21 protein-coding genes and 1 tRNA gene are annotated in these 21,291 nt (G+C 61.6%); 15 read left to right on the top strand and 7 right to left on the bottom strand.

The features are described from left to right. Nucleotides 1-297 precede the first annotated feature (297 nt). The 3 genes from ACD578_RS13825 to ACD578_RS13815 all read left to right on the top strand — a co-directional run bounded on the left by ACD578_RS13825 (nt 298) and on the right by ACD578_RS13815 (nt 4,043). Entirely contained in the window at nt 298-1,860 is a 1,563-nt protein-coding gene (locus ACD578_RS13825; RefSeq protein WP_404285817.1) for a 2-isopropylmalate synthase, read from the top strand. A gap of 354 nt (nt 1,861-2,214) precedes the next feature. Then, nucleotides 2,215-3,549: a DUF3987 domain-containing protein gene (locus tag ACD578_RS13820; protein ID WP_404285815.1), complete on the top strand. Its 1,335-nt coding sequence runs from the start codon at nt 2,215-2,217 to the stop codon at nt 3,547-3,549. A 233-nt stretch (nt 3,550-3,782) separates the two neighbouring features. Then, nucleotides 3,783-4,043, top strand: a complete 261-nt coding sequence (locus tag ACD578_RS13815; protein ID WP_404285813.1) for a hypothetical protein — start codon at nt 3,783-3,785, stop codon at nt 4,041-4,043. A gap of 636 nt (nt 4,044-4,679) precedes the next feature. Here the strand turns inward: ACD578_RS13815 and ACD578_RS13810 are convergent. The 3 genes from ACD578_RS13810 to ACD578_RS13800 form a co-directional block, all read right to left on the bottom strand. Then, nucleotides 4,680-4,973 carry a hypothetical protein gene (locus tag ACD578_RS13810; RefSeq protein ID WP_404285811.1) on the bottom strand — a complete coding sequence of 98 codons (294 nt, stop codon included), beginning with the start codon at nt 4,971-4,973 and terminating at the stop codon, nt 4,680-4,682. A 261-nt stretch (nt 4,974-5,234) separates the two neighbouring features. Then, nucleotides 5,235-6,518, bottom strand: a complete 1,284-nt coding sequence (locus ACD578_RS13805) for a hypothetical protein (protein ID WP_404285809.1) — start codon at nt 6,516-6,518, stop codon at nt 5,235-5,237. Nucleotides 6,519-7,462: 944 nt separating this feature from the next. Then, entirely contained in the window at nt 7,463-7,597 is a 135-nt protein-coding gene (locus ACD578_RS13800) for a hypothetical protein (protein ID WP_404285807.1), read from the bottom strand. A gap of 520 nt (nt 7,598-8,117) precedes the next feature. Here ACD578_RS13800 and ACD578_RS13795 point away from each other — a divergent pair. From ACD578_RS13795 to ACD578_RS13785, 3 genes are all read left to right on the top strand, one after another. Continuing rightward, the gene (locus ACD578_RS13795) at nt 8,118-8,300 is read left to right on the top strand and encodes a hypothetical protein (protein WP_404285805.1); all 183 of its coding nucleotides are present in this window, start codon (nt 8,118-8,120) and stop codon (nt 8,298-8,300) included. Next, entirely contained in the window at nt 8,284-8,532 is a 249-nt protein-coding gene (locus ACD578_RS13790; protein WP_404285803.1) for a hypothetical protein, read from the top strand. Before ACD578_RS13795 ends, ACD578_RS13790 begins: the two co-directional genes overlap by 17 nt. Before the next feature lie 891 nt (nt 8,533-9,423). Continuing rightward, a complete protein-coding gene (locus ACD578_RS13785; RefSeq protein ID WP_404285801.1) occupies nt 9,424-10,155 on the top strand; it encodes a Crp/Fnr family transcriptional regulator in 732 nt (243 codons plus the stop codon). Here ACD578_RS13785 and ACD578_RS13780 read toward each other — a convergent pair. Beyond that, nucleotides 10,103-10,375 (bottom strand): hypothetical protein, encoded by a 273-nt coding sequence (locus ACD578_RS13780; RefSeq protein ID WP_404285799.1) that lies wholly within the window; start codon nt 10,373-10,375, stop codon nt 10,103-10,105. The genes ACD578_RS13785 and ACD578_RS13780 overlap by 53 nt on opposite strands. 374 nt (nt 10,376-10,749) lie before the next feature. Between ACD578_RS13780 and ACD578_RS13775 the strand changes: the two genes are divergently transcribed. Next, nucleotides 10,750-11,160, top strand: coding sequence for a response regulator (locus tag ACD578_RS13775; protein ID WP_404285797.1), 411 nt, complete (start codon nt 10,750-10,752; stop codon nt 11,158-11,160). Nucleotides 11,161-11,174: 14 nt separating this feature from the next. Here ACD578_RS13775 and ACD578_RS13770 read toward each other — a convergent pair whose 3' ends face one another. After that, on the bottom strand, nt 11,175-11,402 hold the full coding sequence (locus ACD578_RS13770) for a DUF6894 family protein (RefSeq protein WP_404285795.1): 228 nt from the start codon (nt 11,400-11,402) through the stop codon (nt 11,175-11,177). Nucleotides 11,403-11,704: 302 nt separating this feature from the next. On the opposite strand from ACD578_RS13770, the gene ACD578_RS13765 reads away from it, so the two are divergent. Continuing rightward, nucleotides 11,705-11,899 (top strand): hypothetical protein, encoded by a 195-nt coding sequence (locus ACD578_RS13765; RefSeq protein ID WP_404285793.1) that lies wholly within the window; start codon nt 11,705-11,707, stop codon nt 11,897-11,899. Between the two features lie 344 nt (nt 11,900-12,243). Then, on the top strand, nt 12,244-12,402 hold the full coding sequence (locus ACD578_RS13760) for a hypothetical protein (RefSeq protein WP_404285791.1): 159 nt from the start codon (nt 12,244-12,246) through the stop codon (nt 12,400-12,402). Nucleotides 12,403-12,796: 394 nt separating this feature from the next. On the opposite strand, the gene ACD578_RS13755 is transcribed toward ACD578_RS13760, so the two are convergent. Continuing rightward, on the bottom strand, nt 12,797-13,054 hold the full coding sequence (locus ACD578_RS13755) for a hypothetical protein (RefSeq protein WP_404285789.1): 258 nt from the start codon (nt 13,052-13,054) through the stop codon (nt 12,797-12,799). Between the two features lie 2 nt (nt 13,055-13,056). Between ACD578_RS13755 and ACD578_RS13750 the strand changes: the two genes are divergently transcribed. After that, complete coding sequence (locus ACD578_RS13750) at nt 13,057-13,503, top strand: hypothetical protein (protein ID WP_404285787.1); 447 nt, start codon at nt 13,057-13,059, stop codon at nt 13,501-13,503. Continuing rightward, nucleotides 13,500-13,751, top strand: coding sequence for a hypothetical protein (locus ACD578_RS13745; RefSeq protein ID WP_404285785.1), 252 nt, complete (start codon nt 13,500-13,502; stop codon nt 13,749-13,751). The genes ACD578_RS13750 and ACD578_RS13745 overlap by 4 nt, the downstream gene beginning before the upstream one ends. A 418-nt stretch (nt 13,752-14,169) precedes the next feature. Here ACD578_RS13745 and ACD578_RS13740 read toward each other — a convergent pair. Then, nucleotides 14,170-14,245: transfer RNA gene (locus tag ACD578_RS13740), tRNA-Lys, on the bottom strand. Between the two features lie 257 nt (nt 14,246-14,502). On the opposite strand from ACD578_RS13740, the gene ACD578_RS13735 reads away from it, so the two are divergent. The 4 genes from ACD578_RS13735 to ACD578_RS13720 all read left to right on the top strand — a co-directional run bounded on the left by ACD578_RS13735 (nt 14,503) and on the right by ACD578_RS13720 (nt 21,288). Then, nucleotides 14,503-16,815 carry an FdhF/YdeP family oxidoreductase gene (locus ACD578_RS13735; RefSeq protein WP_404285783.1) on the top strand — a complete coding sequence of 771 codons (2,313 nt, stop codon included), beginning with the start codon at nt 14,503-14,505 and terminating at the stop codon, nt 16,813-16,815. After that, nucleotides 16,812-17,627: a formate dehydrogenase accessory sulfurtransferase FdhD gene (gene fdhD / locus ACD578_RS13730; RefSeq protein WP_404285781.1), complete on the top strand. Its 816-nt coding sequence runs from the start codon at nt 16,812-16,814 to the stop codon at nt 17,625-17,627. The genes ACD578_RS13735 and fdhD overlap by 4 nt, the downstream gene beginning before the upstream one ends. A gap of 92 nt (nt 17,628-17,719) precedes the next feature. Then, nucleotides 17,720-18,370, top strand: coding sequence for a cytochrome c3 family protein (locus ACD578_RS13725; RefSeq protein WP_404285779.1), 651 nt, complete (start codon nt 17,720-17,722; stop codon nt 18,368-18,370). A gap of 5 nt (nt 18,371-18,375) precedes the next feature. Continuing rightward, complete coding sequence (locus tag ACD578_RS13720; RefSeq protein WP_404285777.1) at nt 18,376-21,288, top strand: TAT-variant-translocated molybdopterin oxidoreductase; 2,913 nt, start codon at nt 18,376-18,378, stop codon at nt 21,286-21,288. Nucleotides 21,289-21,291 lie beyond the last annotated feature (3 nt).

The following is a 21,291-nucleotide window of genomic DNA, read 5'->3' as shown; positions in this document are numbered from 1 at the left end:
TTTTCATTTGTTTCAACGGCTTGCCATCCGAACGAAGCCCCATTACAAACATGCCCGTTGTTCGCGGCTTCAAGCCCGCGGCCGAGGAGGATTTGGGCAGCGATGATCATCGGCTTCCCCAGCGCATGGACGAACGGACCCGCTCCCGCGGCCGATTGCGCGCGTCTTCTTGGCCTCCTTCTCCTTAGCTGCCCCTGAGGGTCGGCTGGGCGTTGCCGCCTGGGCTCTCAGGGGTTCTGGACCAGCAGGAACAACCTTGAGCGCTAAGGCTCGCTCCCTCCGAGAAGGACTAGAATAATGACCGCTTCCGTATCCGGCTCCGCCAAGGACCGCGTTCTGATCTTCGACACGACCCTGCGCGACGGCGAGCAATGCCCCGGCGCCACCATGACCCTGGAGGAGAAGCTCGAGGTTGCGGAACTGCTCGACACCATGGGCGTCGACGTCATCGAGGCGGGCTTCCCGATTGCCTCCAACGGCGACTTCGAGGCCGTCTCTCTCATCGCCAAGCAGGTGAAGCGGGCCACGGTCGCCGGCCTTGCCCGCGCCATCTCGGCCGATATTGCGCGCGCGGGTGAAGCCGTGCGCCTCGCTGTGAGGCCCCGCATCCACACCTTCGTCTCCACCTCGCCGATCCATCTGGCCCATCAGATGCGCAAGTCGGAAGAGGAGGTTCTGGAGATCATCACCACCACGGTGACCCAGGCGCGAAACCTGATCGAGGACATCGAGTGGTCGGCCATGGACGCCACCCGCACGCCCATCGACTATCTGTGCCGCTGCGTGGAAGCCGCCATCAAAGCCGGGGCAACCACCATCAACCTGCCCGACACGGTGGGCTATGCCACGCCCGACGAGTATCGCGCCATGTTCCGGGCCGTACGGGAGCGCGTGCCGAATGCCGATAAGGCGATCTTCTCGGCCCATTGCCACAACGACCTGGGTCTCGCGGTTGCCAATTCCCTGGCGGCTCTGGAAGGCGGCGCCCGGCAGATCGAGTGCACTCTCAACGGCATCGGCGAGCGCGCGGGCAACGCTGCGCTCGAAGAGGTCGTCATGGCGATCCGCACCCGCGGCGACGTGTTGCCCTATGAGACAGGGATCGAGGCGACCATGCTGACCCGAGCCTCGAAGCTGGCCTCTGCCGCCACGTCCTTCCCGGTGCAGTACAACAAGGCCATCGTGGGCCGGAACGCCTTCGCCCATGAGAGCGGCATCCATCAGGACGGCATGCTGAAAAACGCCCAGACCTACGAGATCATGACGCCCGAGAGCGTCGGCGTGTCCAAGACGTCCCTGGTCATGGGCAAGCATTCGGGCCGCGCAGCCTTCCGCAACAAGCTGGAGGAGTTGGGCTACAGCCTCTCCGACAACCAGTTCCAGGATGCGTTCGAGCGGTTCAAGGAGCTCGCGGACCGCAAGAAGCACGTCTATGACGAGGACATCGAGGCTCTGGTCGATCAGAACATCGCCATGGCCCACGACCGCATCAAGCTGGTCTCTCTCCATATCGTGGCCGGTACCCGCGGACCCCAGCGCGCCACCATGCGGCTTCAGGTCGACGACAGGGTCGTCATCGAGGAGCAGGAGGGCAACGGTCCGGTGGACGCCACCTTCAACGCCATCAAGGCGCTCGTGCCCCACGAGGCGGTTCTGGAACTATACCAGGTTCACGCGGTGACCGAGGGCACGGACGCTCAGGCCGAGGTCTCGGTCCGTCTCTCCGCCGACAACCGCAGTGTGACCTCCCGCGCGGCCGATCCGGACACCTTGGTTGCCTCCGCTCAGGCTTATCTGGGCGCTCTCAACAAGCTCATGAGCCGCGGCGCACGCCTGCACGCCCAGCACGCGGCGGAGTAACATCCCTACATTCTGATACATCCCTGGTTCATTCCAGGGATGTACGGCTGGCAGCGATTCGCCCAATCATGAACATGGCTGTCAGCAGTGGGAATCAAAGCCAGGAAATGTTGCGAAGTAGCAAGGTCGCGGCTTGCTGACGGCTCGAACTTATCTGAGAGATTGCCGAACGCAGCCTAGCCGTTTGACATGGCCGATCCGGCTTGGCTCGTTATAGGATCAATCTTCCTGAAGAGATTGGTGGGTGTGCAAGGATTCGAACCTTGGACCCGCTGATTAAGAGTAAGCGGCATATCGGTCTGCTCGCGCTGCGCGGAATGGGTCGAGTGCCGAGCGGAGACGGCCTCCGCTCCGGTGGACTATGTGGCAGCAACTCTCCTGGCCGCATCCGGTGCGCTCCTGGCCAATGTCCGAAGGCCTCTGGCCGGTGCGGATTGGTCCGAACCGCCGCTCTTGTGGGTGGGTAATGTCGGGTCGCCGTCCTCGTCCAAGTCCCCCGCCATGGATGGCGTCTTTCGCCCCCTCCGGCGCATCGAAGACTGTATGGCGGCAGAATTCCAGCAGGAGCTGAGCCTCTACGAGATGGAACGTGTGGCGGCGGAGGCGCGGCACGCGGCTTGGGAGGCAGAGGTAAGGGCGGCCACTACGGGAGACGGTCCATCGCCGCCCATGCCGGAGAGTGCTGTCATTCCGGAAGAGCCGGAGCGACCGCGCCTGCAGGTAGCCGATGCCACGGTCGAAAAGCTGGGGGCCCTTTCGGCGGCTCTGCCGCGTGGCCTGCTCCTGGTCCGTGACGAACTGGCGGGCTGGTTCGGAGCCTTCGACAAGTATGGCGGCGGCGGCTCGGATCGGGCGTTTGCCATCGAGATGTACGGCGGGCGCTCCTACACCGTAGATCGCATGAAGAGCCGCAAGCCGCTTTGCATCAGGCACCTGTCCATCGGTGTTATCGGCGGCATTCAGCCAGACAAGCTGGCGGACGTTATCGACGGTCCTGACGATGGACTAACATCCCGCTTCCTCTGGGTCTTCCCCGATGCTTTGCCCCGGTTCAAGCTTGCCCGTGAGGCGGCTGACGACAGCGCGGCACAGGATGCTCTTGAGCGGCTGTCGAACCTGTCGATGGGTTCAGACGCCCACGGCAATCCGGAGCCCGTCATCGTCCGTCTCTCGCGGTCTGCCGAGGATGTCCTGGAGCAATTCGGGCAGACAATGGCGACGAGGAGCCATGAGGCGTGCGGGGCTCTCGCCAGTGCTCTCGGAAAGGCGCGGGGTCACGCTCTACGGCTTGCAGCCATTCTCGAATTCACGTGGTGGGCCTGGGAGTGCGACTCGGAGCCGACCGTAATCAGCGAGCAGGCTGTGGGGGCGGCTTGCCGTCTGCTTGAGGAGTATTTCATCCCGATGGCCGAGCGTGTGTATGGCGATGCCGCCATTCCAGTTCCGGAGCGCAATGCCAGGACCTTGGCCCGTTACCTGAAGCAGGGAAAGCTGCGCGAGTTCAATGCGCGTGCTTTACAGCGTGTCATCGGTGGACCTTTGCGGGATGCGGATGCTGTGAAGGCAGCCTGTGCGGCCCTTATCGAGGCCGGGTTGATCCGGGAGCAGTTCTCGCGATCAGGTGCGACCCCCGGCAAGAAGGCGCACAACTACGAGGTCAATCCGGCAGTGTATCAAGGCGGCCATTGAACTGATGGCCGCCCGCAGCAAACAGCTTGGAGATGCTGTGACAATAGCGCCAATAGTGACAATAGCTTCCGAAGTCCGACCTATTGTCACTATTGTCAAAGCATCTGAAACCCGAATTGTAGAGCAGCAACAGATTACGGTGACTGATCGATAATCACGCCTCGTCAAATCGCTTATCGAGTTCGCTATCGGGAAGTACAGTGTAAGAGGAAAGGCGGGCTTGGGAGAGGGGCATGAACAAGCGGGTTATCGTTGAGATCGACGGCGGCGACGGCACACTCAAGATCCTGCTTGTCGAGCCGACCGGGCACATGCGCTTCACGTTCGACATGCTGCACCCCGAGAAGCAGTGGCTGATGGAAGCCATTGATCAGCGCGACGGCACGGTCAGCTTCTTCGCCCTTGCCGACATCCGGCAGTGGATCATCCCCGACAAGCAGGGCTGCGAGCTGGCTGGCATTCCCCTGGCAGAAGTCGAGCGCGTGGCCGCCTGAACCCCGCCGCCCATCGATCACACTCCTGCAGCCGACAGTCTCAGGAAATGGTCGGCATCGTGCCCAGGACGGCCGACGTGGGTCCACTGGTACATGGGGAGCCGGAAGCTTGGAAATCGCGCCTGGAGGGCTTCCTGCAGCTTGCGTTTAAACGCATCCATCGGCAGCCCGGTTGGCGGTTCTCATTATCGAGCTGTGGCGTCAGCCCAGACCTCGTCAACTAAGCATCAAAAACCTCGCTGGCAGCCTGTTTGGCTTCATCAGCGGCATCGGCAAGGCCAAGCAGAGGTATGTTCGCATGTAAGGCATGCCGTTCATGGCCCAGATCCACTGGCCGTCTCCGAACCCGCACCGTTCCCATGATCGCCTCAGCCGAAAGCCCTACTGCGGAATAAGTTCTACGATGGACGGCGACAAGAGCAACCCAATGCAAACGAGCGCAAGAATGATGTAGGTGAATAGGCCTGGGATATGTCCACTCACTTGGATCGCGCCTCCTGCGGCTGTGAAGGTTATAAGCCTATTCTGACCATGTCGAGGATAACCTGGCGCGCGCGGTCGATTTCAGGGCATCATCGCCCAGCGCCGACACCGCGGCTTCAGCTCGCAATTGACGAAAGCGGGTCACGCTGGGCGTCAATCGTCCCACAATTCTCGTGGACCTTGTTTGCAGCGATACCCGACGAAACAAACAGGCGTCTCTATGCTCGGAACGTATGCCGCTGAAGCATATTCCGTCACATCGCAGAACGTTTGATCGCGCACGAACCGATCATAGGTGAAGCCGCCGGTCCCCAGCACAATGGCACCTCTCGTGAAGACGAGCTGGCGACTTGCGCCGCATGGCATGTTCACCGTTGAAGGGCGTGTTTGAGCCTGTGCACTGGCCGCCAGCAGGGAGAAAGCTAAGGCAATTGCGAACTTATCCATTGTTGTCTCCTGTCACAGAAGGGGCATTCTGCCATCAAACGGGCTGGAATTCGAGTTGGCACCATAGCGGTGTTGGCCTGCCCAAGGCGGGTTCATGAGTTTCGCGGGCTGGTGAGATCAAAAGCAAGCCGACGCGATCCCAATTAAGCGCCGCGACGGTCGTGGCCTGTTTGCGCTGATCCTGGCCCCTGATCACCAGCATTTCGTCTTCCTATCCCGCATGTGGGTGCACGAGCCACCAAGGCAGTACCACCACTCCGATCAGACGATGAAAATGTCCTTGTGCGACAGCGCGAGACCCTTTTCGAGCTTGGCGAACTCCACGGCATCCTTCGATCCGCAGCCGTCCTGGTCATAGGACAGGATGCCGGTTATCTTATCGTAGATGAGGTAGTCGTTTCTGTCGTCGGCCCTGGAGCCGACCTCAAGGACGGACTGGTTCAGCATCCTTGGCCCTGGCGCACATCCGTCCCAGAGCTTCGTGAAGATGGCATCGTCCAACCAGAGCCTGTCTTCCTTGACGTTGAAGTCGAGAATAACATCCAGGTTGCCCGACTTGCGTGGATCCGTATCAAAGAGGAATGCATCCTTGCCGGGGCCGCCGGTAAGATAGTCGTTCCCCTTGCCCCCGGATATCTTGTCGTTCCCGTATCCGCCATTGATATCATCGTCTCCGCGCTCGCCGAAGAGGCGGTCGTTGCCGTCGGCGCCCGAGAGAGTGTCGTTTCCCTCTCCCCCCGCGAAGTAGTCATTGTTCCAGAATCCGGTCATCTGGTCGGCGTAGGCACTCGTTGACTGCCCGCTGGTCGTGAGACCCATGTCCTTCATGATCGCCAGGTCGATGTTGTCGACGTAATACCGTCGGCCCGGGAAATAGAACGTATTCCCCTCCATGAGCGCAAAGTCGAGCTGGTCGGAGGGTTCGTGGCCGTAATGGGTATAGTTATTTTCGTTCTCGGCTGCCTGTGAGAGAGGTACCGGTCGGCCATACAACGCCTCAACGGCCTGTCCGGCAAAGCCGGGATTCCCATCCTCGAAGACGATATGGCTGTCATAGACGGATACGATGTCATTCCTCAGCACGCCGTTGTCACTTCCGAAGCCCGTCATCCCGAGGGCGTGACCGAACTCGTGGGTGAGGACGCTGACGGCATCAATCTTGTCGCTCGGCACGGGTTCAGTCCTGCTCAAGGGCGTTGGGTCGAGCCAGAGACGCTGGTCCAGGTATGATGCGCCGACCCTGATGATGGCGTCGGGCTCGCCTCCATTGATGTCCGTTCCGGTGATCAACTCATGCGGCACCCCGTCCCTGAAGAGCGTCCTTCCGTCCGACGTGCCAATCTCGATATTCGCTGTGCTCGCGGCGTTGGCACCGTCAAGCGCGGGATCGATCCTCAGTTCCACGTCGATGGTGCCGAGACCGCTGATGTAGCGTGCCCAGTTGTCGATGGCCGCACTGAGGTTGTCGAGCAAGGCAGCGTGCCTGTCCGAGGCAAGATTGTTGGGATCGCTGATTTGGACTGAGTAATTGAAGCCGGATGCCATGCATACCTCCCTGCCGTTCGTTGCCGGAGCTTTGGAGATCGGAAGTCCGATTGCCGTTTACGCGAGCATTTCACGCACGCCGTCGATCATCGGTCGTCGAAACCCTGATCGAGCCGATCGGCCGTCGAACCGCGTTGGTCGACCGGTTAATCGATGGGACCGCTCTGCGAGGAGATGGGCGAGGTTATGGTTCGCAGCGAGCTACTCATGCCCCGTGTGACGCAATCGGGACTATCGACGAGGGTGCCAGCCTTGGTCAGGCAGTGGCTCCATCGGTAGTATGACTGGTCGAAAGAGGTTCTCTCAAGAGGCCATATAGGCGTACCGCCTCGGTATGATCCTTCGGAGAGAGGGATGGCAGAGCCAAACCAGTTGGCATTTCGGTCGCGTACTAAGCGAGAAGCGGAGCCTCGTTGCCGTCCTAGGCCATTTCGTTCGGTCTGGTAGTTTTTCCTACAGAAAGGCGTTCCTCTCCTTAGAGGCGGGCCATGCCAGCTAACAGACGCGCTGCTCACAACTTTGGCCCATTCGTCCTACCGTCCTTGCGGGCGGGACACGTGGGACAAGGACAGGCGGACCCATGTAAAACAAATGGGGCACGCGGGACAAACGGGACAAGGCTCTGCCGCGCGGCGAGGCGGATTGCCAATACCATGCCTAGCCATGAGCGGCGGTCCATCCGGTCTAGGAGTGGTCACCCTGCGCAGTCCGAGCCATGCGGCCTGACCCATCATAATGCAACGCCACTAGGTCGTGTCCCAAGTCTGCTGACAGGCTTCAGCACCTTCTGACAGGATCCTTGCCATCGGCAGAAAATCGCGCCTGGAAGGCTTTCTGCGGCTTGCGTTTGAACGCAAACATTAGCAATCGCGGCGGGCGGCGTCATGCCGAGGGTATGGCATGACGCCGCCAAGAAAGGGTTGAGGGGAGCGCCTCACAGGAGCTTATCGCTTCGCTTGGCTGGCAATGTTCGTAGGCTCAGGTGAGGTCAGTTTCACGATCTGGCCGAACACGAGCCCGATCACTAGGCCCAAGATGATGACGATGGGCAGATCATGCCATGCGCGTCCTGTGATCATTGGCAGTCTCATCGGTCGACCAGTCAGGGAGCTTTAATGCTGTCAATGAACCTGTAACGATGATGGTCATAGGTCAATGCCGGGCTGTCTTGTGGGTATTTTCGTGAACGGAAGTAAACAAAACCTACCAGCGTGTCGGCGGTCCGATCCTATCTCGACTGTTCGTCGGCGCTCTTGGCGCTGGCGCCCGCCGATCAATCTCGACGGCAACGGCTGACCAGAACCGAAAGCCCTGTTCGCTTCCGTGAGAGCGGCAATAAATGGCCTGCTGCCGGGCTGCTGTGAGCCAGATTGCGCCGCGCGTGTGGTGCAGGTCACAGAAGGACGAGGGGTTTCGCGCGATACTGGGATTCATCGGAGGAAGCTGCCATGACCCTCACCATCCTTGATCCCCGCTCCGGCCAGCAGGTCATCATCACGGTTCCTAATGTCCCACCATCCAGCATGAGGAGGCAGCGATGAAGCAGTCTTCAAAGGGACGGACACGGCGCTGGCTTCTTCAACACCTCGGGAGAGGAACATGAAGTCGGCTCAGGCCTACCAGGCTAAGGCTGCCGAGATCGAGCGCCTTGCCAGGGATTTGTGTCAGCCGCCAGAACTCAGGTCGGAGCTTCGTGCCATCGCGCGCCAGTGGCGTCATCGTGCGGAACTGGCCGACTGGACCGCGCGTCAGTTGAGAGCGTCCCATGCCTCGGTTCTATGATACTTGCGCAGGGCCCATCAGCGGTCTCTATCTGCCTCCCGTGGCTTGGGACGTGCTCCAGCGGGAGAAGATCCAGACCCTTGAGCAACTCGTGGACATGGCTGACCGGCTTGAGCAGGTCGTCGGGATCGAATCCAGGATGGCGGAAGTAATCCGGGAGGCCCTCGCCCGTGTCGCCGCACCTGAAGACCAGACTGTCGGTGACATGCTGCTGGCCCCATGGTGCGCGTAATTCGAAGGCGCAGTATGGAACTGCCATACCTGCCCGGCGCGTGCGTTGAGACACAGTCATCTCTGGATCAGGGGCAGAGTATCAGATTGGCTGGGACTCCATCTCGCCGCCTCTGGGCGCTCCGATACAGCTCTCACAACGCATCTAGCTCGGTCGTGTTTCAACGTGGCTAAGAGGAGAGGCCGATGATCAAGGCATACGGAATCGCACTTGCTGGGTTCTTGCTCGGTGGCGTCGCGCCTGCATTCGCGGAGCTTGGCCCTCAAGAAAGACAGTGCATAGTGGGGGAGCAGCGTGTCAACGGCGCGTGCCGGGCCTTATCGGAAGGCGCTGGCACGCGATCAGGAGATCAAGGGAGTACCGGCAATCGAGGGGATGCCGGCCGAAGTGGTGACGGCAGATAGCGGGCCATTCCCCAGCGCACGGGTTGGCCAGTAAGCTTAAAGACGGCGGTTCTGTCGCGGGAATAGGTCATGCGGAGAGTATGGCATGATGAACCTGTTACCGGGCGTGCAACGACTCTGGCACGCCTGCGATGTAGCCGACGAGCGGGTGCCGCCGATAAAAAGAAAGCGCCCCCGTCTCAAGGGCGCTCCAAGGTGCGGCCCGCCGCTGCTAACCACGGGGCCGGTTCAACCGGCGTACTCACCCCTTGCCCTTGGCGTCAGTCGGATAGACGACAGATCTGGAAAATCTTTTGCTTCATCGGGATGATCGGGTGCGGTGTTCGCAGCCGCATCGCCCGCTCTCAACGGGTGCTCGTCCCCAAGAAGACTGGAGCGAGAGGCGGTGCGTGACGCCCCACCCGAATGAAGATGCATTGGGACCATACGGCACCTCTCCGGCGTTGTATGATGGGTTGCTGCGTCCGCGTCGGTAGAAGGCGCTGCCATGGCCCAGATCCAGCGACTGCCACGACATCAGAACAACCGGCTCCTGGCCGCTCTGGAGACAGAGGATTTCGCCGCTCTGGAGCCGCACCTGGCCTTCCTTGAACTGCAACGAGGTCAGGTGCTCTATGAGCCCGGGCAGACCATTAGGTACACCTACTTCCCTCATGATGCCATGGTGTCCCTCGTCACTGTGATGCGGGACGGCAAGTCTGCCGAAATGGCCGTGTTCGGCTGCGAGGGCTTATTTGGCTTGGTGAGTGCCTTTGTGACTCCCCAGGCCTTCGGACGCTACATCGTCCAACTGGGGGGCACGGCATCGCGGATTGAAGTTACTCGGATGCATAAGGCGATGGCAGCCCGCCCTGCCATCCGGCAACTCATCCTGCACTACACGGAGGCGCTGATGGCTCAGACGCTGCAGACGGTCGCGTGCAACGCCGTTCACAGCGTCGAGGCCCGCTGCTGTCGCTGGATCCTCATGTCTCAGGACCGAGTGGGAAAAGGGGATCTCCCTCTCACGCACGAGTTCCTGGCCGAGATGCTGGGGGTGCAGCGCTCGACGGTGAGCGAGGTGACGCGCACGCTGCAGGACAAGGGCCTGATCCGCCAAGGCAGGGGCGCGATTACGGTCATTGACCGTCCTGCCCTCCAGAACACGGCGTGTGAGTGCTACGAGATTATCCGTCAGCGCTACCAGCAACTCCTGCCGCAGACTTATGAGCGGGATTGAACAGAGACTCTCTCTGCCGCCGTTCTGCTGTGGCCTCTTTCAGCGCGAGAAGAAGAACGCCAATGTCGTCGTCCAGCAGCTTGATGGCGTTGCGGGCACACTCCCGGAAGTGCTCTCTGCGGATAGCAGGTTCAGCATCCCACGAGCAGGCTTGTGGCTGAGCTTCATGGATGGCCTGCGCGACCAGCTCAACTCTTTGGTCCATCTCGTCTTGAGCCATGGTGACAACTCCTGTCGCCGTCCCGAGGGACTGCCAATGCCTGCCCTCGCGTCAGATGCTGGCGAGCAGAAGGCTTGCTCCAATGAAGGATCCGAAGGACGCTGCAAAAAGGATCGTCGCACGCTGAAATGATGGCCCGGTGTTGGTGACATTCGTCGGCACAGGTTCAGGCGAGATGTCTTGTGAGTGTTGATCGTGAGGCATGAGCTTATCCAAAGTTCAATTGACGCTGCATAGTCGTCAAACGTTGACAGGCGTCGCCTTATTCCTTCACGAATTCTATTAAAATCTTTCGAGGCTCATGGCAGGCCGGAACCAAGCCTGAGCCTATGCCGTTGAGACTTCTCCGAAGTTGTCTGTAGATCGCTGGTCACATGTCTGTTGCTGAGCCCCGGATGGTGGTCCTCGTGGTCGTGGACGAGACCCTTGTGCGCATGTTCATGGCCGACTTCCTGGACGAGGCCGGGTTCAAGGTCTTCGAGGCGGTCAATGCCGATGAGGCTCTAACTGTCCTCAAAGCCCGTCCCGACGTTCAGGTGGTGGTGACAGACATCGAGATGCCAGCAGGGTCGATGAACGGCCTCAGGCTAGCCCGGAGTATTCAGGAGCGTTGGCCGGGAATCGGGATCGTCGTCACTTCAGGTCGGGAACGACCGGGTCCTGACGACCTGTCGGACAGGGTGGCGTTCCTCGCCAAGCCGTACCTGCCCGACACCATCATCGCCGTGATCCGGCAGATGGCAACGCCGCAGGTGGTGGAGCTGCCATCGGCTCAGAGCGCCTGAGGCCCTGTCCGTCGTCAGTGGAATGTGGGATCGAGGGGAATCGACAGGAGGACACGTCCGGAGCGATCCACGATATCGAGCCGCCAGCCCTGCCAGGATGCGCCCTGCTGAATCGCCTCTACCCGGATATCCTCGATGGCTTGGAGTGCCATGTCCTGTGCGGTCGTTAAATCCGAGACCTCGATGCCGGTGTCATCCGGGATAGATTCGTGACTGTTCACCAGGTGGAAATAGCAGCGCATTGGAAGCCTCTGAGGCCAAGGCAGCGTCAGGCTGCTCAACCGGGACTTTGGACCGAATCGTTATTGTTAAGGTCCTATTCTGGTATCTAGCGGCCGGCCCAAGCTCTGCCAATACAACATCTTGGCTAACCTCTAGCGGGGAATAAAAGCCATACACTGCCCGTTAACGTAACTTAGGTTAGGCGATTTACCGGAGTGGTATCGCAGTGGTATCTATCGGACGCAGGAGTTCGGATACCTCCACCACAATGAAAACCAGCGTCACCATGAGACTGACATCAGGTCAGCCGTGGAGCATCCCCTTGGCCGCCGTCGTGGGCTTCGTGGTGGGCATTTTCCTCGCCACCCTCCGGCATTTCAGCCATGACCATCCTGATTTCACTCCCACAGCCTTGGTAGAGCATTTCGTCCCCCATTTGATCGTCACTGTGACGGCCTGTGCGCTGTTGTTTGCGCTCGCCGCCGCCTCCCATAACCGGTTCATGCGGAAGCGATGATTTTGACGAAGCACATTTCGATGGGCCAGGGATCGTGAAAGCGACGGACCTGCAAACCAGATTGGCGCACCTGGCTCCTGGAGAGACGCTGCTGCTCCCGGCGGCCGAGGTCGACGAGGCTTTCCACGCCTACGTGACCTTAGGGGAGCGCCGCGATGCGGCGGCCGCGTTAGCCGTGTTGTACCGATGCACGCTCACGGTCTGCGGGCTGGGCGAGAGCCAAATCCTCTTCACTCGACATAACGAACCATTCAACGCGAATTGTGCGTAACGCGCTTACGGAATCGCGAACCACGCCCCCTTTTGGCCGTTGGAAAGTAAGGAAATCATCGGAGACATGAATCATGGATGCGTTCCGCCCCGACAAGGTGGCCGAGTATCGCCAGCAGGCTGAGAGGATCCGCACTCTTGCAGAGCAGGTCTCACTCCTTGAAGCCAAGTTTCACCTATTCGAGGCGGCCCAGCACCTGGAGGAGCTGGCGGCGGACTGGGATCGCCGATAGGCGGCCACAGCGGACCGCAAATTTCGCATACCGCCCAGTATGGAACGCCGCGCGCTCTATTCAGTAAAAATCGCTCCGCAGCAGGTCTGAGCCGGAGCGCGAATGCTTGGCACCGCATGGGCCAAAGCAATGCCTCCTCACCCACGTGGTCTGCGGTTGAGGAGGCCGGTTTCTGGGAGCCAGAAGGCCGGGCTAGGGACAGCCTTCATGCCTACAACGCACCCGGCCCCGTCGCGTTTCACCGGGGTTGAGAGGAGAGGCCAGAAATGGCACCATCTCCGACCTCTCCCGCTTGGATTAGGAGCAGTTGGGGGCAATGCTCTGGCCAAGCTTGGAGAGCATAGCGGGCGTTGGGGAATCCTGCCGCAGGGCAATGGCCGTACCTCCGCTGAGATCACTTTATTCCTAAAGTGTCCTCGACAACCCTCGCGCAGCCCAGCAGCGCCAGCAGGATGCAAGCTGATCCCTGCGGCATTGCGGCCTGAATCCAGGCCAGCCCTCCGGTCGTATACTCGCAAGCCGCCGCCCCATAGCCGCTCCGGTCCCGCTCCGCCGTTGCGCCCGAGATGAGATGCTTGATGACGCTGAAAGGAGCGTGACGATGGAACTGACCCTTGAACAAGAGCTGCCTCAGGCGACGGAAACGGGGCATTCATGACAGAGCACGCTCCCAATCCACGTAAGAACGCGGCGAGAACGCGGGGCAAGCCCTTTCAGCTGGGCAACTCTGGGCGGCCGAGTGGATCGCGCAACAAGGCAACTTTGGCGCTGGAGGCCCTCCTGGACGGCGAGGCTGAAGCCCTGACCCGCAAGGCCATCGAGATGGCGCTGGAGGGCGACACGACGGTCATGCGGCTGGTGATGGACCGGATCATACCGCCTCGGAAGGATCGGCCTGTGACGTTCGCCTTACCGAACCTGGAGACGCCCGCCGACGCTGTGAAAGCCAGCGCAGCTCTCGTCGAGGCCGTTGCCTCCGGCGACCTCACGCCTTCTGAGGCGGAAGGCCTGTCCCGGCTCGTGGACCGCTACATCCGGGCCGTCGAAACCACCGACACCCTGGAACGGCTGGAAAGCCTCGAAGCGGAGAAATTGCGATGAGCCGCACTCTGAGAACCCGCACCCGTCGATTGGAGCAGGCATCGGCTGCCAGTCAGGAAGTTCGTTGTTGGCCCGTCATCCGAGCGGCTGACAGAGCCGACGCCGACCGGCAGATGGCGGCCCTGGAAGCATCGGGTGCCCTCGAAGGCCGGAAAGACAACCCGTTTCCTATCGTGCGGGTCATCGGCCCGATCACGAAGGTGAACGCCTTCGGGGTGCCGGAAGACGACGGTGCCAAGTCGTCATGAGCACCATGGAGATTGCCGACCGCAGGGCACGGAGGAGAAGAGGCGCGGCCGCTGATCATCGTGTGCGCCGCCACGCGAGAGCCCAGACACCCGCCAAACCGTCGCAGGGCTCCAACCCAAAACTGCATTTATCGGAGCTATCGGAGCAGATGTTGGAGAGCCCACCTGCGCGGGCGATCCGCTCCGCTTGTCGAGCGCCACTCTGCCGATAGCGCCTGAAACACGACCTATTGTCACTATTGTCACAGCGGTCCGAGAAGCTGATGGACTTTAAGCCCGTGGCCTCTACAGCAGTCGACGAGGAGCAGCAGGTCGGGATCGCAGCCCGCTCACGCCATAACACGCCTAGGTGTTACCTAATGCGTTACCTAAAACCGATCTGTCCCGGAGGCGACTTCAGCTAAGTCCTTGAAGAGATTGGTGGGTGTGCAAGGATTCGAACCTTGGACCCGCTGATTAAGAGTCAGCTGCTCTACCAACTGAGCTACACACCCGTCGCCGAAGCGAGTTCAGCGGCGCGATGTCCGCTGAAGAGGCCGTGCGTGTAACAAACCGCATGCTCCCTGTCTAGCCTATTTGATGAGGTTTTTCGGCATCAGACTGCAGATTTTGGCGAGGTGCCGTCGCTGATGTCCCACCTGCGACTTTCATAGCCTCGGTCCGACCCGTCGGAACGGTCAGGCTTTCCGATCATTGACATAGGTTATGTCGACCGCCGCGCGTGAACGGCGGCAAGCGGGAGGCTGGCCCCATGAACGACGAGCCGAAGATCCAACCCTATCCTGGACCTGCAGGAGGGTGGGGATCCCTCAAATCCGTCGAGAGCATTCTAACGAGGGAGGGGCGGCTCGTCAGCGGCAACGCGATCCTACTCAAGCAGAACAAGCCGGACGGCTATGCCTGTGTGAGCTGCGCCTGGGCCAAGCCGGCGGAGCCGCATCTTTTCGAATATTGCGAGAACGGCGCCAAGGCCACGGCATGGGAACTCACCACCAAGCGGGTGACGCCCGAGTTCTTCGCCGAGCATACCCTCTCAGAGCTCAGAACCTGGTCCGATCACGATCTCGAGGAGGCCGGACGCCTGATACATCCCATGCGCTGGGACGCGGCCTCTGATACCTATGTGCCCGTCAGCTGGGAGGACGCGTTCCACGAGATTGGCCAGGAGTTGAAAGGTTTCGATCCACGCCAAGTGGTGCTCTACGCGTCCGGCCGTGCGTCGCTCGAAACGTCCTATATGTGGGCGCTGTTCGCCCGGCTCTACGGCACCAACAACCTCCCCGATTCCTCCAACATGTGCCACGAGAGCACCTCGGTGGCTTTGCCTCAAAGCATCGGCGTTTCCGTGGGTACCGTGATCCTCGACGATTTCGAGAAGACCGACTGCATCCTGTTCTTCGGTCAGAATGTCGGTACCAACAGTCCACGAATGCTCCATCCGCTCCAGGAGGCTTCGAAGCGCGGCGTCCCCATCATCACCTTCAATCCTCTGAAGGAGCGCGGTCTCGAGCGCTTCACCAATCCGCAGGCGCCGACCGAGATGCTGACGGGCTCGGAAACGCGTATTTCGTCGCAATATCATCAGGTGAAGATCGGTGGTGACATCGCGGCGCTTATGGGGATGGCCAAATCCTTGATCGAAGCCGACGATCGGGCACGGGAGGTCGGCGGCAAGCCGGTTCTAGATCATGCCTTTATCACCGAGCATACTTATGGCTTCGAAGAATTCGCCCGAGCTGCCCGGCAAGCGTCGTGGTCCGAACTGGAGCGCCGCTCCGGTCTCCCGCAGGCAACACTGGAAGCCGCTGCGACCGTCTATGCTCGGGCGAATGCCGTCATCGGCATCTACGGCATGGGGCTGACCCAGCACAAAGCCGGCGTCGAGAACGTACAGATGCTCGTCAATCTACTTCTTCTGCGCGGCAATATCGGCAAGCCGGGCGCCGGCATCTGCCCGGTGCGCGGGCATTCCAACGTGCAGGGGCAGCGCACCGTCGGCATCGCGGAAAAGCCCGAGCTGGTGCCTCTCGACAAGCTCAAGGAGCAATACGGATTCGAGCCGCCGCGCTGGAAGGGCATGACGACGGTCGAAGTCTGCGAAGGCATCATCAAGGGCGAAGTAACGGCTTTCGTTGCGCTCGGTGGAAACTTCGTGCGAGCTGCGCCGGAGACGGCGGCTTTGGAGCAGGCCTGGACACGCTTGCGTCTGTCCGTGCAGATCTCGACCAAGCTCAATCGCAACCATCTCATTCCTGGCGAGATTTCCTACATTCTCCCGTGCCTCGGACGCATCGAGATCGACGAGCAGGAAACCGGACCTCAGGCCGTCGCTGTCGAGGATTCCACAGCGTGCATCCACGGCTCCAAGGGCGTGGCTAAGCCCGCAAGTCCCGACCTTCTGTCGGAGCCGCGCATCGTCGCGGAGATCGCGAAGGCGACGCTCCCAGTGAATGACAAGGTTCCCTGGAATGAGTGGGTGGCCGATTATGCTCGCGTTCGCGATGCGATCGAGGAAACCTATCCGGAGGATTTCCGCAGCTTCAATGAGCGCATGTGGAAGCCGGGGGGCTTTCACCGTCCCATTGCAGCGCGAGAACGGCGCTGGAAAACTAAGACGGGCAAGGCCAACTTCATGGTGCCTAAGAGCCTGGAAGCGGACCTCGGCATCGCGGAGCAGGATCCTAATGTCCTCAAGCTCATGACGGTGCGCTCCAACGATCAGTTCAACACGACAGTCTACGGTTATCACGACAGGTTCAGGGGGGTTCGCGGCACCCGCATGGTGCTCTTCATGAACCGCAGCGACATCGCTCGTCTGAAACTGGCGGAAGGGGATCTCGTGACGCTGACAACCGCCGTTGATGATGGCGTCCTGCGTCAGGTCAGCGGCTTGCGCGTCACGCCCTATGAGATTCCCGAGGGCTGCTGTGCGGCTTATTATCCGGAGTGCAATCCGTTGATTCCGGTTTGGCATCATGCGGATCAAAGCAAGGTGCCCGCTGCGAAATCCATTCCGATCCGCATTGAGCTCCTGCAGCAACAGCAGCCGGAGGCAGCGGAATGACCTTGCACCTATCGCCCGTCATCCGCTTGCCGCGCATGAGCGTCGCACAGGACGTCTGTGCCGCCGGCGAACGTGTGGTGCCGGAGGAAACACCCGTCGCCCTGACCTACAACGGGTCCACGCATGCGGTGATGATGGCGAGCCCATCCGATCTGGAAGATTTCGCCCTCGGCTTCAGCCTGTCCGAGGGGATCGTTTCCGACTCTGCAGATCTAAACTCGATGGACATCGTCGAGCACGATCTTGGGTGTGAGATCAGGATGTGGCTGGCGGATCGATGTGGTAGCTCCTACCAGATGCGCAGGCGCGCATTGGCAGGACCTGTCGGTTGCGGCTTGTGTGGCATGGAGTCCCTCGCCGAGGCCACGCGCCCGGTCAAGTCGGTCACGGGCTCTCTTCGGTTGCAGCCCGGCGCCATCAAAGCCGCCATGGCTGATCTCTCGGAGGCTCAGCGCCTGAATCGGGAGGTGCGGGCCATCCATGCCGCGGCCTTCTGGCGTCCGGATGGAGGCGTGGTCGCTATTCGGGAGGATGTCGGACGTCACAATGCACTCGACAAGCTTGCCGGAGCCCTTGCCAGGGCATCAGAGCCCTGTTCCGACGGTCTTGTCTTGCTGACCAGCCGCGTGTCCGTCGAAATGGTGCAGAAGACGGCTCGTATGGGTGCGCCGATCCTCGTTGCCATCTCGGCGCCGACGGGTCTCGCCGTGCGTGTGGCGGAAAGCTGCGGAATTACTTTGGTGGCCATAGCCCGCGGCGATGCCTTCGAGGTGTTCACCCGTCCCGACCGCATCGAGCTTCGACCATCCTGAGGGAACGAAGCGGCGCTGAACCGATTGTGTCAACAGCGAAGCTTCTTCTCGGGCTGATTGCCTGATTCAGCAAAGGGTGCGCGGCACGGGCGATGGCGCAGCTCTTCACACCGGCGGCAACCACTCTGTTCCGGGTGGCCATCGTGCTCACGTGCCTGGGGATCGTGGCCGGAGGTGTCACGGCCTATGTCTGGGCACGCTCCGGCAATACCTGGAACGTGGGCAAGCCGGTGGCACAGCCAATCCCCTTCCGCCACGATCTGCACAGCGGCTCGCTGGGTATCGATTGCCGGTACTGTCATTCAACCGTCGAACGCGCGGCGGACGCGGGCATGCCTTCCGCCCAGACCTGCATGTCGTGCCATTCGCAGGTGTGGGTGGGAGCGAGTGTTCTCGAACCGGTCCGATCGAGCTTCATCCTCGGTCAGCCGATCACGTGGGCGTCCGTTCATCGTCTGCCGGATTTCGCCTATTTCCATCACGCCGTTCACGTGACCGAGGGAGTGGCCTGCGAGACCTGCCACGGCCGGGTGGACCAGATGCCGAAGACGGTGAAGACCCAAACCATGTCCATGGGATGGTGCCTTGATTGCCACCGCAATCCGTTGCCGCATCTTCGGCCGCGGGAGGCGGTGTTCGCAATGGGTTATGAGCCGCACGGCAAAGGCCTGCCGGAGGACGTGCGCGCGTTCTACCAGGAGGCGTCCCGGCGTCTCACCAGCTGCAACACATGCCACCGGTAGAAGCGATGCGTGATGAAGCGCCACTCGATCTCGACGCCTTGCGAGCCCGCCTCGCGACAGAGGACGGGTCGAGACTCTGGCGCAGCCTGGAAGAACTCGCCGATGCGCCGGAGGTGCGCCGCTATGTGGAGGCCGAATTCCCGGACATCGTGCAGGCCTCATCCATCGACCGGCGGACCCTGCTCAGACTGATGAGCGCCTCCCTTGCACTGGGAGGTCTTGCTGCCTGCAACGGCAGTGAGGCCGCTAAGAGCGCCCCGCTCATGTCGCAAAGCTCCAACATGCCCGGCTACACGCCGGGCGTGCCGCTCATCGTTGCCACATCGCTGCCGTTGAGCGGTTATGGCCGGGGCGTTCTCGTGAAGACGCAGGAGGGACGGCCGATCAAGATCGACGGAAATCCGCTGCATCCGGCGAGTCTCGGCGCGACAGACGTGTTTGCCCAGGCCGAGGTCCTGTCGCTCTACGATCCGGACCGTTCCGACGCACCTCGGCAGAACGGATCCGAGAGAACCTGGGAGGAACTGACGAGTTTCATTCGCCCTGTCCGGAGCGAACTCGTCGTCGCCGAGGGGCAGGGGCTTCACATCCTGACGCCACCGACCTCGTCGCCGACCCTGCAACGGCTCGTGGCACAGGCACGGCAACTCTTTCCACATGCGCAATGGCATGGGTTCTCACCTATCGACGACGACAACAGGCGGGCCGCCGCCAGAACCGTGTTCGGCCGGGATCTCGACCTCGTCTACGATCTGACCCAGGCCGACGCCATCGTCACGCTCGGCGGTGATCTATTCGCCGAGGAGCCGGGGCATCTGCGCTATGCGGCCGATTTCCAGGCCCGTCGGCGGATAAGGGATCGCGCGCTGCCGCATCTCTTTGCGGTCGAGACTCGGCCGAGCCTTGCCGGGGCTCGCGCGGACGAGCGCATTCCACTCCGGCCGAGGGACTTCGAAGCCTTCGTTCAGGCGCTGGCGGCCGCTCTCGGCGCAGCCCCCGCCCTGATCTCCGCACCGCATCCCTCTATCGCGAAACTCGCGGATGAACTGCGCGGCGCCGGGGCGCGCAGCCTTGTGGTGGCAGGGCGCGAGCAACCGGCCGGGGTCCAGGCCCTCGTGCATGCGATCAATGCCGGGCTCGGCGCATTCGGAACGACGATCCGTGCCATCGAACCGGTCAGGCCGATGGCGGAGGATCTGCGCACGCTCGCCGATCTGGCAGGGGCCATCGAGGCCGGTGAGGTATCCCATCTCGTTATTCTCGGCGGCAATCCGGTCTATACCGCGCCTGCGGATATCGATCTGGCCCCGCTCATTCGCCGCGTTCCGCTGTCGCTGCATCTCGGCCAGCATCGCGATGAGACCGCAGCCGTCTGCCAATGGCATGTTCCCGAGGCTCATCCGCTCGAAAGCTGGGGCGACCTGCGGGCCTATGACGGCACGGTGGGCCTGCGGCAGCCGGTGGCGATGCCGTTGAAGCCGGGATTGAGCGCGGAGGAGTTCCTCGGCCTGATGGCGGGGCAGAACCTGGATGGACGCGTGCTCGTTCAGGCGACGTGGCGCGAGGCCTGGGGTGACGGGTTCGAGCAGCGCTGGGCACGCTCGCTCGAGGATGGGGTGGTCGAGGGTTCGGCGTCCCCGGCGGTCGCGTTGACCGAACGGTTCGGTGCGACAGCTGAATCGGCAGCTCCTGCCACATCGGGTGGAATCGATGTGGTCTTCGCTCCTGACCCGTCCGTGTGGGACGGCTCCTATGCCAATAACGGCTGGCTGCAGGAGCTGCCCAAGCCATTGACGAAGCAGGTCTGGGGCAATGCGGCTCTGATCGCACCCGAGACCGCTGCCGTGTTCGGCCTGTCGTCCGGCGATGCCGTCGACCTGACGGTCGAGGGTCGGGTTGTGCGCGCTCCGGTCTGGATCCTGCCCGGCCACGCGCCCGGAGCCGTGACGCTGACCCTGGGCTATGGCCGCCGGCTCGCAGGCAGGATCGGCAACGGCATCGGGTTCGATGCCTATGCGGTCCGTCCATCGCGTCAGCCCTGGACCGCCACGGGCGAGATCGGGAAGGCCGGCGAGCGGATCCCGGTGATCTCGACGCAGCAGCACCATTCACTGCAGGGCCGCGACATCGTCCGGGTCGTGGCCCCTGATCAGGGGCCCGTTCAGGAGCGAACGGAGCATCCCTCGCTCTATCCGGAATGGTCTTATGAAGGCCATGCCTGGGGCATGGCGATCGATCTCGATGCCTGCATCGGCTGCAACGCCTGCGTCATCGCCTGCCAGGCCGAGAACAACATCGCCGTCGTCGGGCCGGAGGAAGCGGCAAGGGGGCGCGAGATGCATTGGCTCCGGGTCGACCGGTACCACGCTGGCGATCCCGCCAATCCGGATACCTATTTCCAGCCCGTGCCCTGCATGCATTGCGAGAAGGCGCCGTGCGAGGTGGTCTGTCCGGTCAACGCCACGGTGCATTCGTCGGAGGGGCTCAACGACATGGTCTATAACCGCTGCATCGGCACGCGAACCTGCTCGAACAATTGTCCCTACAAGGTGCGCCGCTTCAACTTCCTCGACTATCAGGGTACGGATTACACCGCCTCTCCCGATGCCATGAACCCGCAGGTGACCGTTCGGGATCGCGGGGTCATGGAGAAATGCACCTATTGCGTCCAGCGCATCGGCACGGCTCGGGCCGATGCAAGCGTCGAGGGCAGACGTCTCGGTGGCGACGAGATCGTCACGGCGTGCCAGCAGGCCTGCCCGACCCAGGCCATCGTGTTCGGCGATGTGAACGACCCCGGCAGCGTCGTGAGCCGGCTCAAGCGAGATCCGCGCAATTATGCCCTGCTCGGCAACCTGAACACGAAGCCGCGAACGACCTATCTCGCCCGTGTCGAATCCTCCCGCGAGAAGGGATAGCTC

Source organism: Microvirga sp. RSM25, assembly GCF_044784385.1.
Classification (GTDB): domain Bacteria; phylum Pseudomonadota; class Alphaproteobacteria; order Rhizobiales; family Beijerinckiaceae; genus Microvirga; species Microvirga tunisiensis.
The sequence above is the reverse complement of the archived record's forward strand: the minus strand, read 5'-3'. Positions and strand labels throughout refer to the sequence as shown.

Coding starts and splice junctions, on each gene's coding strand:
- ACD578_RS13825 (WP_404285817.1), top strand. CDS start 298: ATGACCGCTTCCGTATCCGGCTCCGCCAAGGACCGCGTTCTGATCTTC.
- ACD578_RS13815 (WP_404285813.1), top strand. CDS start 3,783: ATGAACAAGCGGGTTATCGTTGAGATCGACGGCGGCGACGGCACACTC.
- ACD578_RS13810 (WP_404285811.1), bottom strand. CDS start 4,973: ATGGATAAGTTCGCAATTGCCTTAGCTTTCTCCCTGCTGGCGGCCAGT.
- ACD578_RS13805 (WP_404285809.1), bottom strand. CDS start 6,518: ATGGCATCCGGCTTCAATTACTCAGTCCAAATCAGCGATCCCAACAAT.
- ACD578_RS13800 (WP_404285807.1), bottom strand. CDS start 7,597: ATGATCACAGGACGCGCATGGCATGATCTGCCCATCGTCATCATCTTG.
- ACD578_RS13795 (WP_404285805.1), top strand. CDS start 8,118: ATGAAGTCGGCTCAGGCCTACCAGGCTAAGGCTGCCGAGATCGAGCGC.
- ACD578_RS13790 (WP_404285803.1), top strand. CDS start 8,284: ATGCCTCGGTTCTATGATACTTGCGCAGGGCCCATCAGCGGTCTCTAT.
- ACD578_RS13785 (WP_404285801.1), top strand. CDS start 9,424: ATGGCCCAGATCCAGCGACTGCCACGACATCAGAACAACCGGCTCCTG.
- ACD578_RS13780 (WP_404285799.1), bottom strand. CDS start 10,375: ATGGCTCAAGACGAGATGGACCAAAGAGTTGAGCTGGTCGCGCAGGCC.
- ACD578_RS13775 (WP_404285797.1), top strand. CDS start 10,750: ATGTCTGTTGCTGAGCCCCGGATGGTGGTCCTCGTGGTCGTGGACGAG.
- ACD578_RS13770 (WP_404285795.1), bottom strand. CDS start 11,402: ATGCGCTGCTATTTCCACCTGGTGAACAGTCACGAATCTATCCCGGAT.
- ACD578_RS13760 (WP_404285791.1), top strand. CDS start 12,244: ATGGATGCGTTCCGCCCCGACAAGGTGGCCGAGTATCGCCAGCAGGCT.
- ACD578_RS13755 (WP_404285789.1), bottom strand. CDS start 13,054: ATGCCCCGTTTCCGTCGCCTGAGGCAGCTCTTGTTCAAGGGTCAGTTC.
- ACD578_RS13750 (WP_404285787.1), top strand. CDS start 13,057: ATGACAGAGCACGCTCCCAATCCACGTAAGAACGCGGCGAGAACGCGG.
- ACD578_RS13745 (WP_404285785.1), top strand. CDS start 13,500: ATGAGCCGCACTCTGAGAACCCGCACCCGTCGATTGGAGCAGGCATCG.
- ACD578_RS13735 (WP_404285783.1), top strand. CDS start 14,503: ATGAACGACGAGCCGAAGATCCAACCCTATCCTGGACCTGCAGGAGGG.
- fdhD (WP_404285781.1), top strand. CDS start 16,812: ATGACCTTGCACCTATCGCCCGTCATCCGCTTGCCGCGCATGAGCGTC.
- ACD578_RS13725 (WP_404285779.1), top strand. CDS start 17,720: ATGGCGCAGCTCTTCACACCGGCGGCAACCACTCTGTTCCGGGTGGCC.
- ACD578_RS13720 (WP_404285777.1), top strand. CDS start 18,376: ATGCGTGATGAAGCGCCACTCGATCTCGACGCCTTGCGAGCCCGCCTC.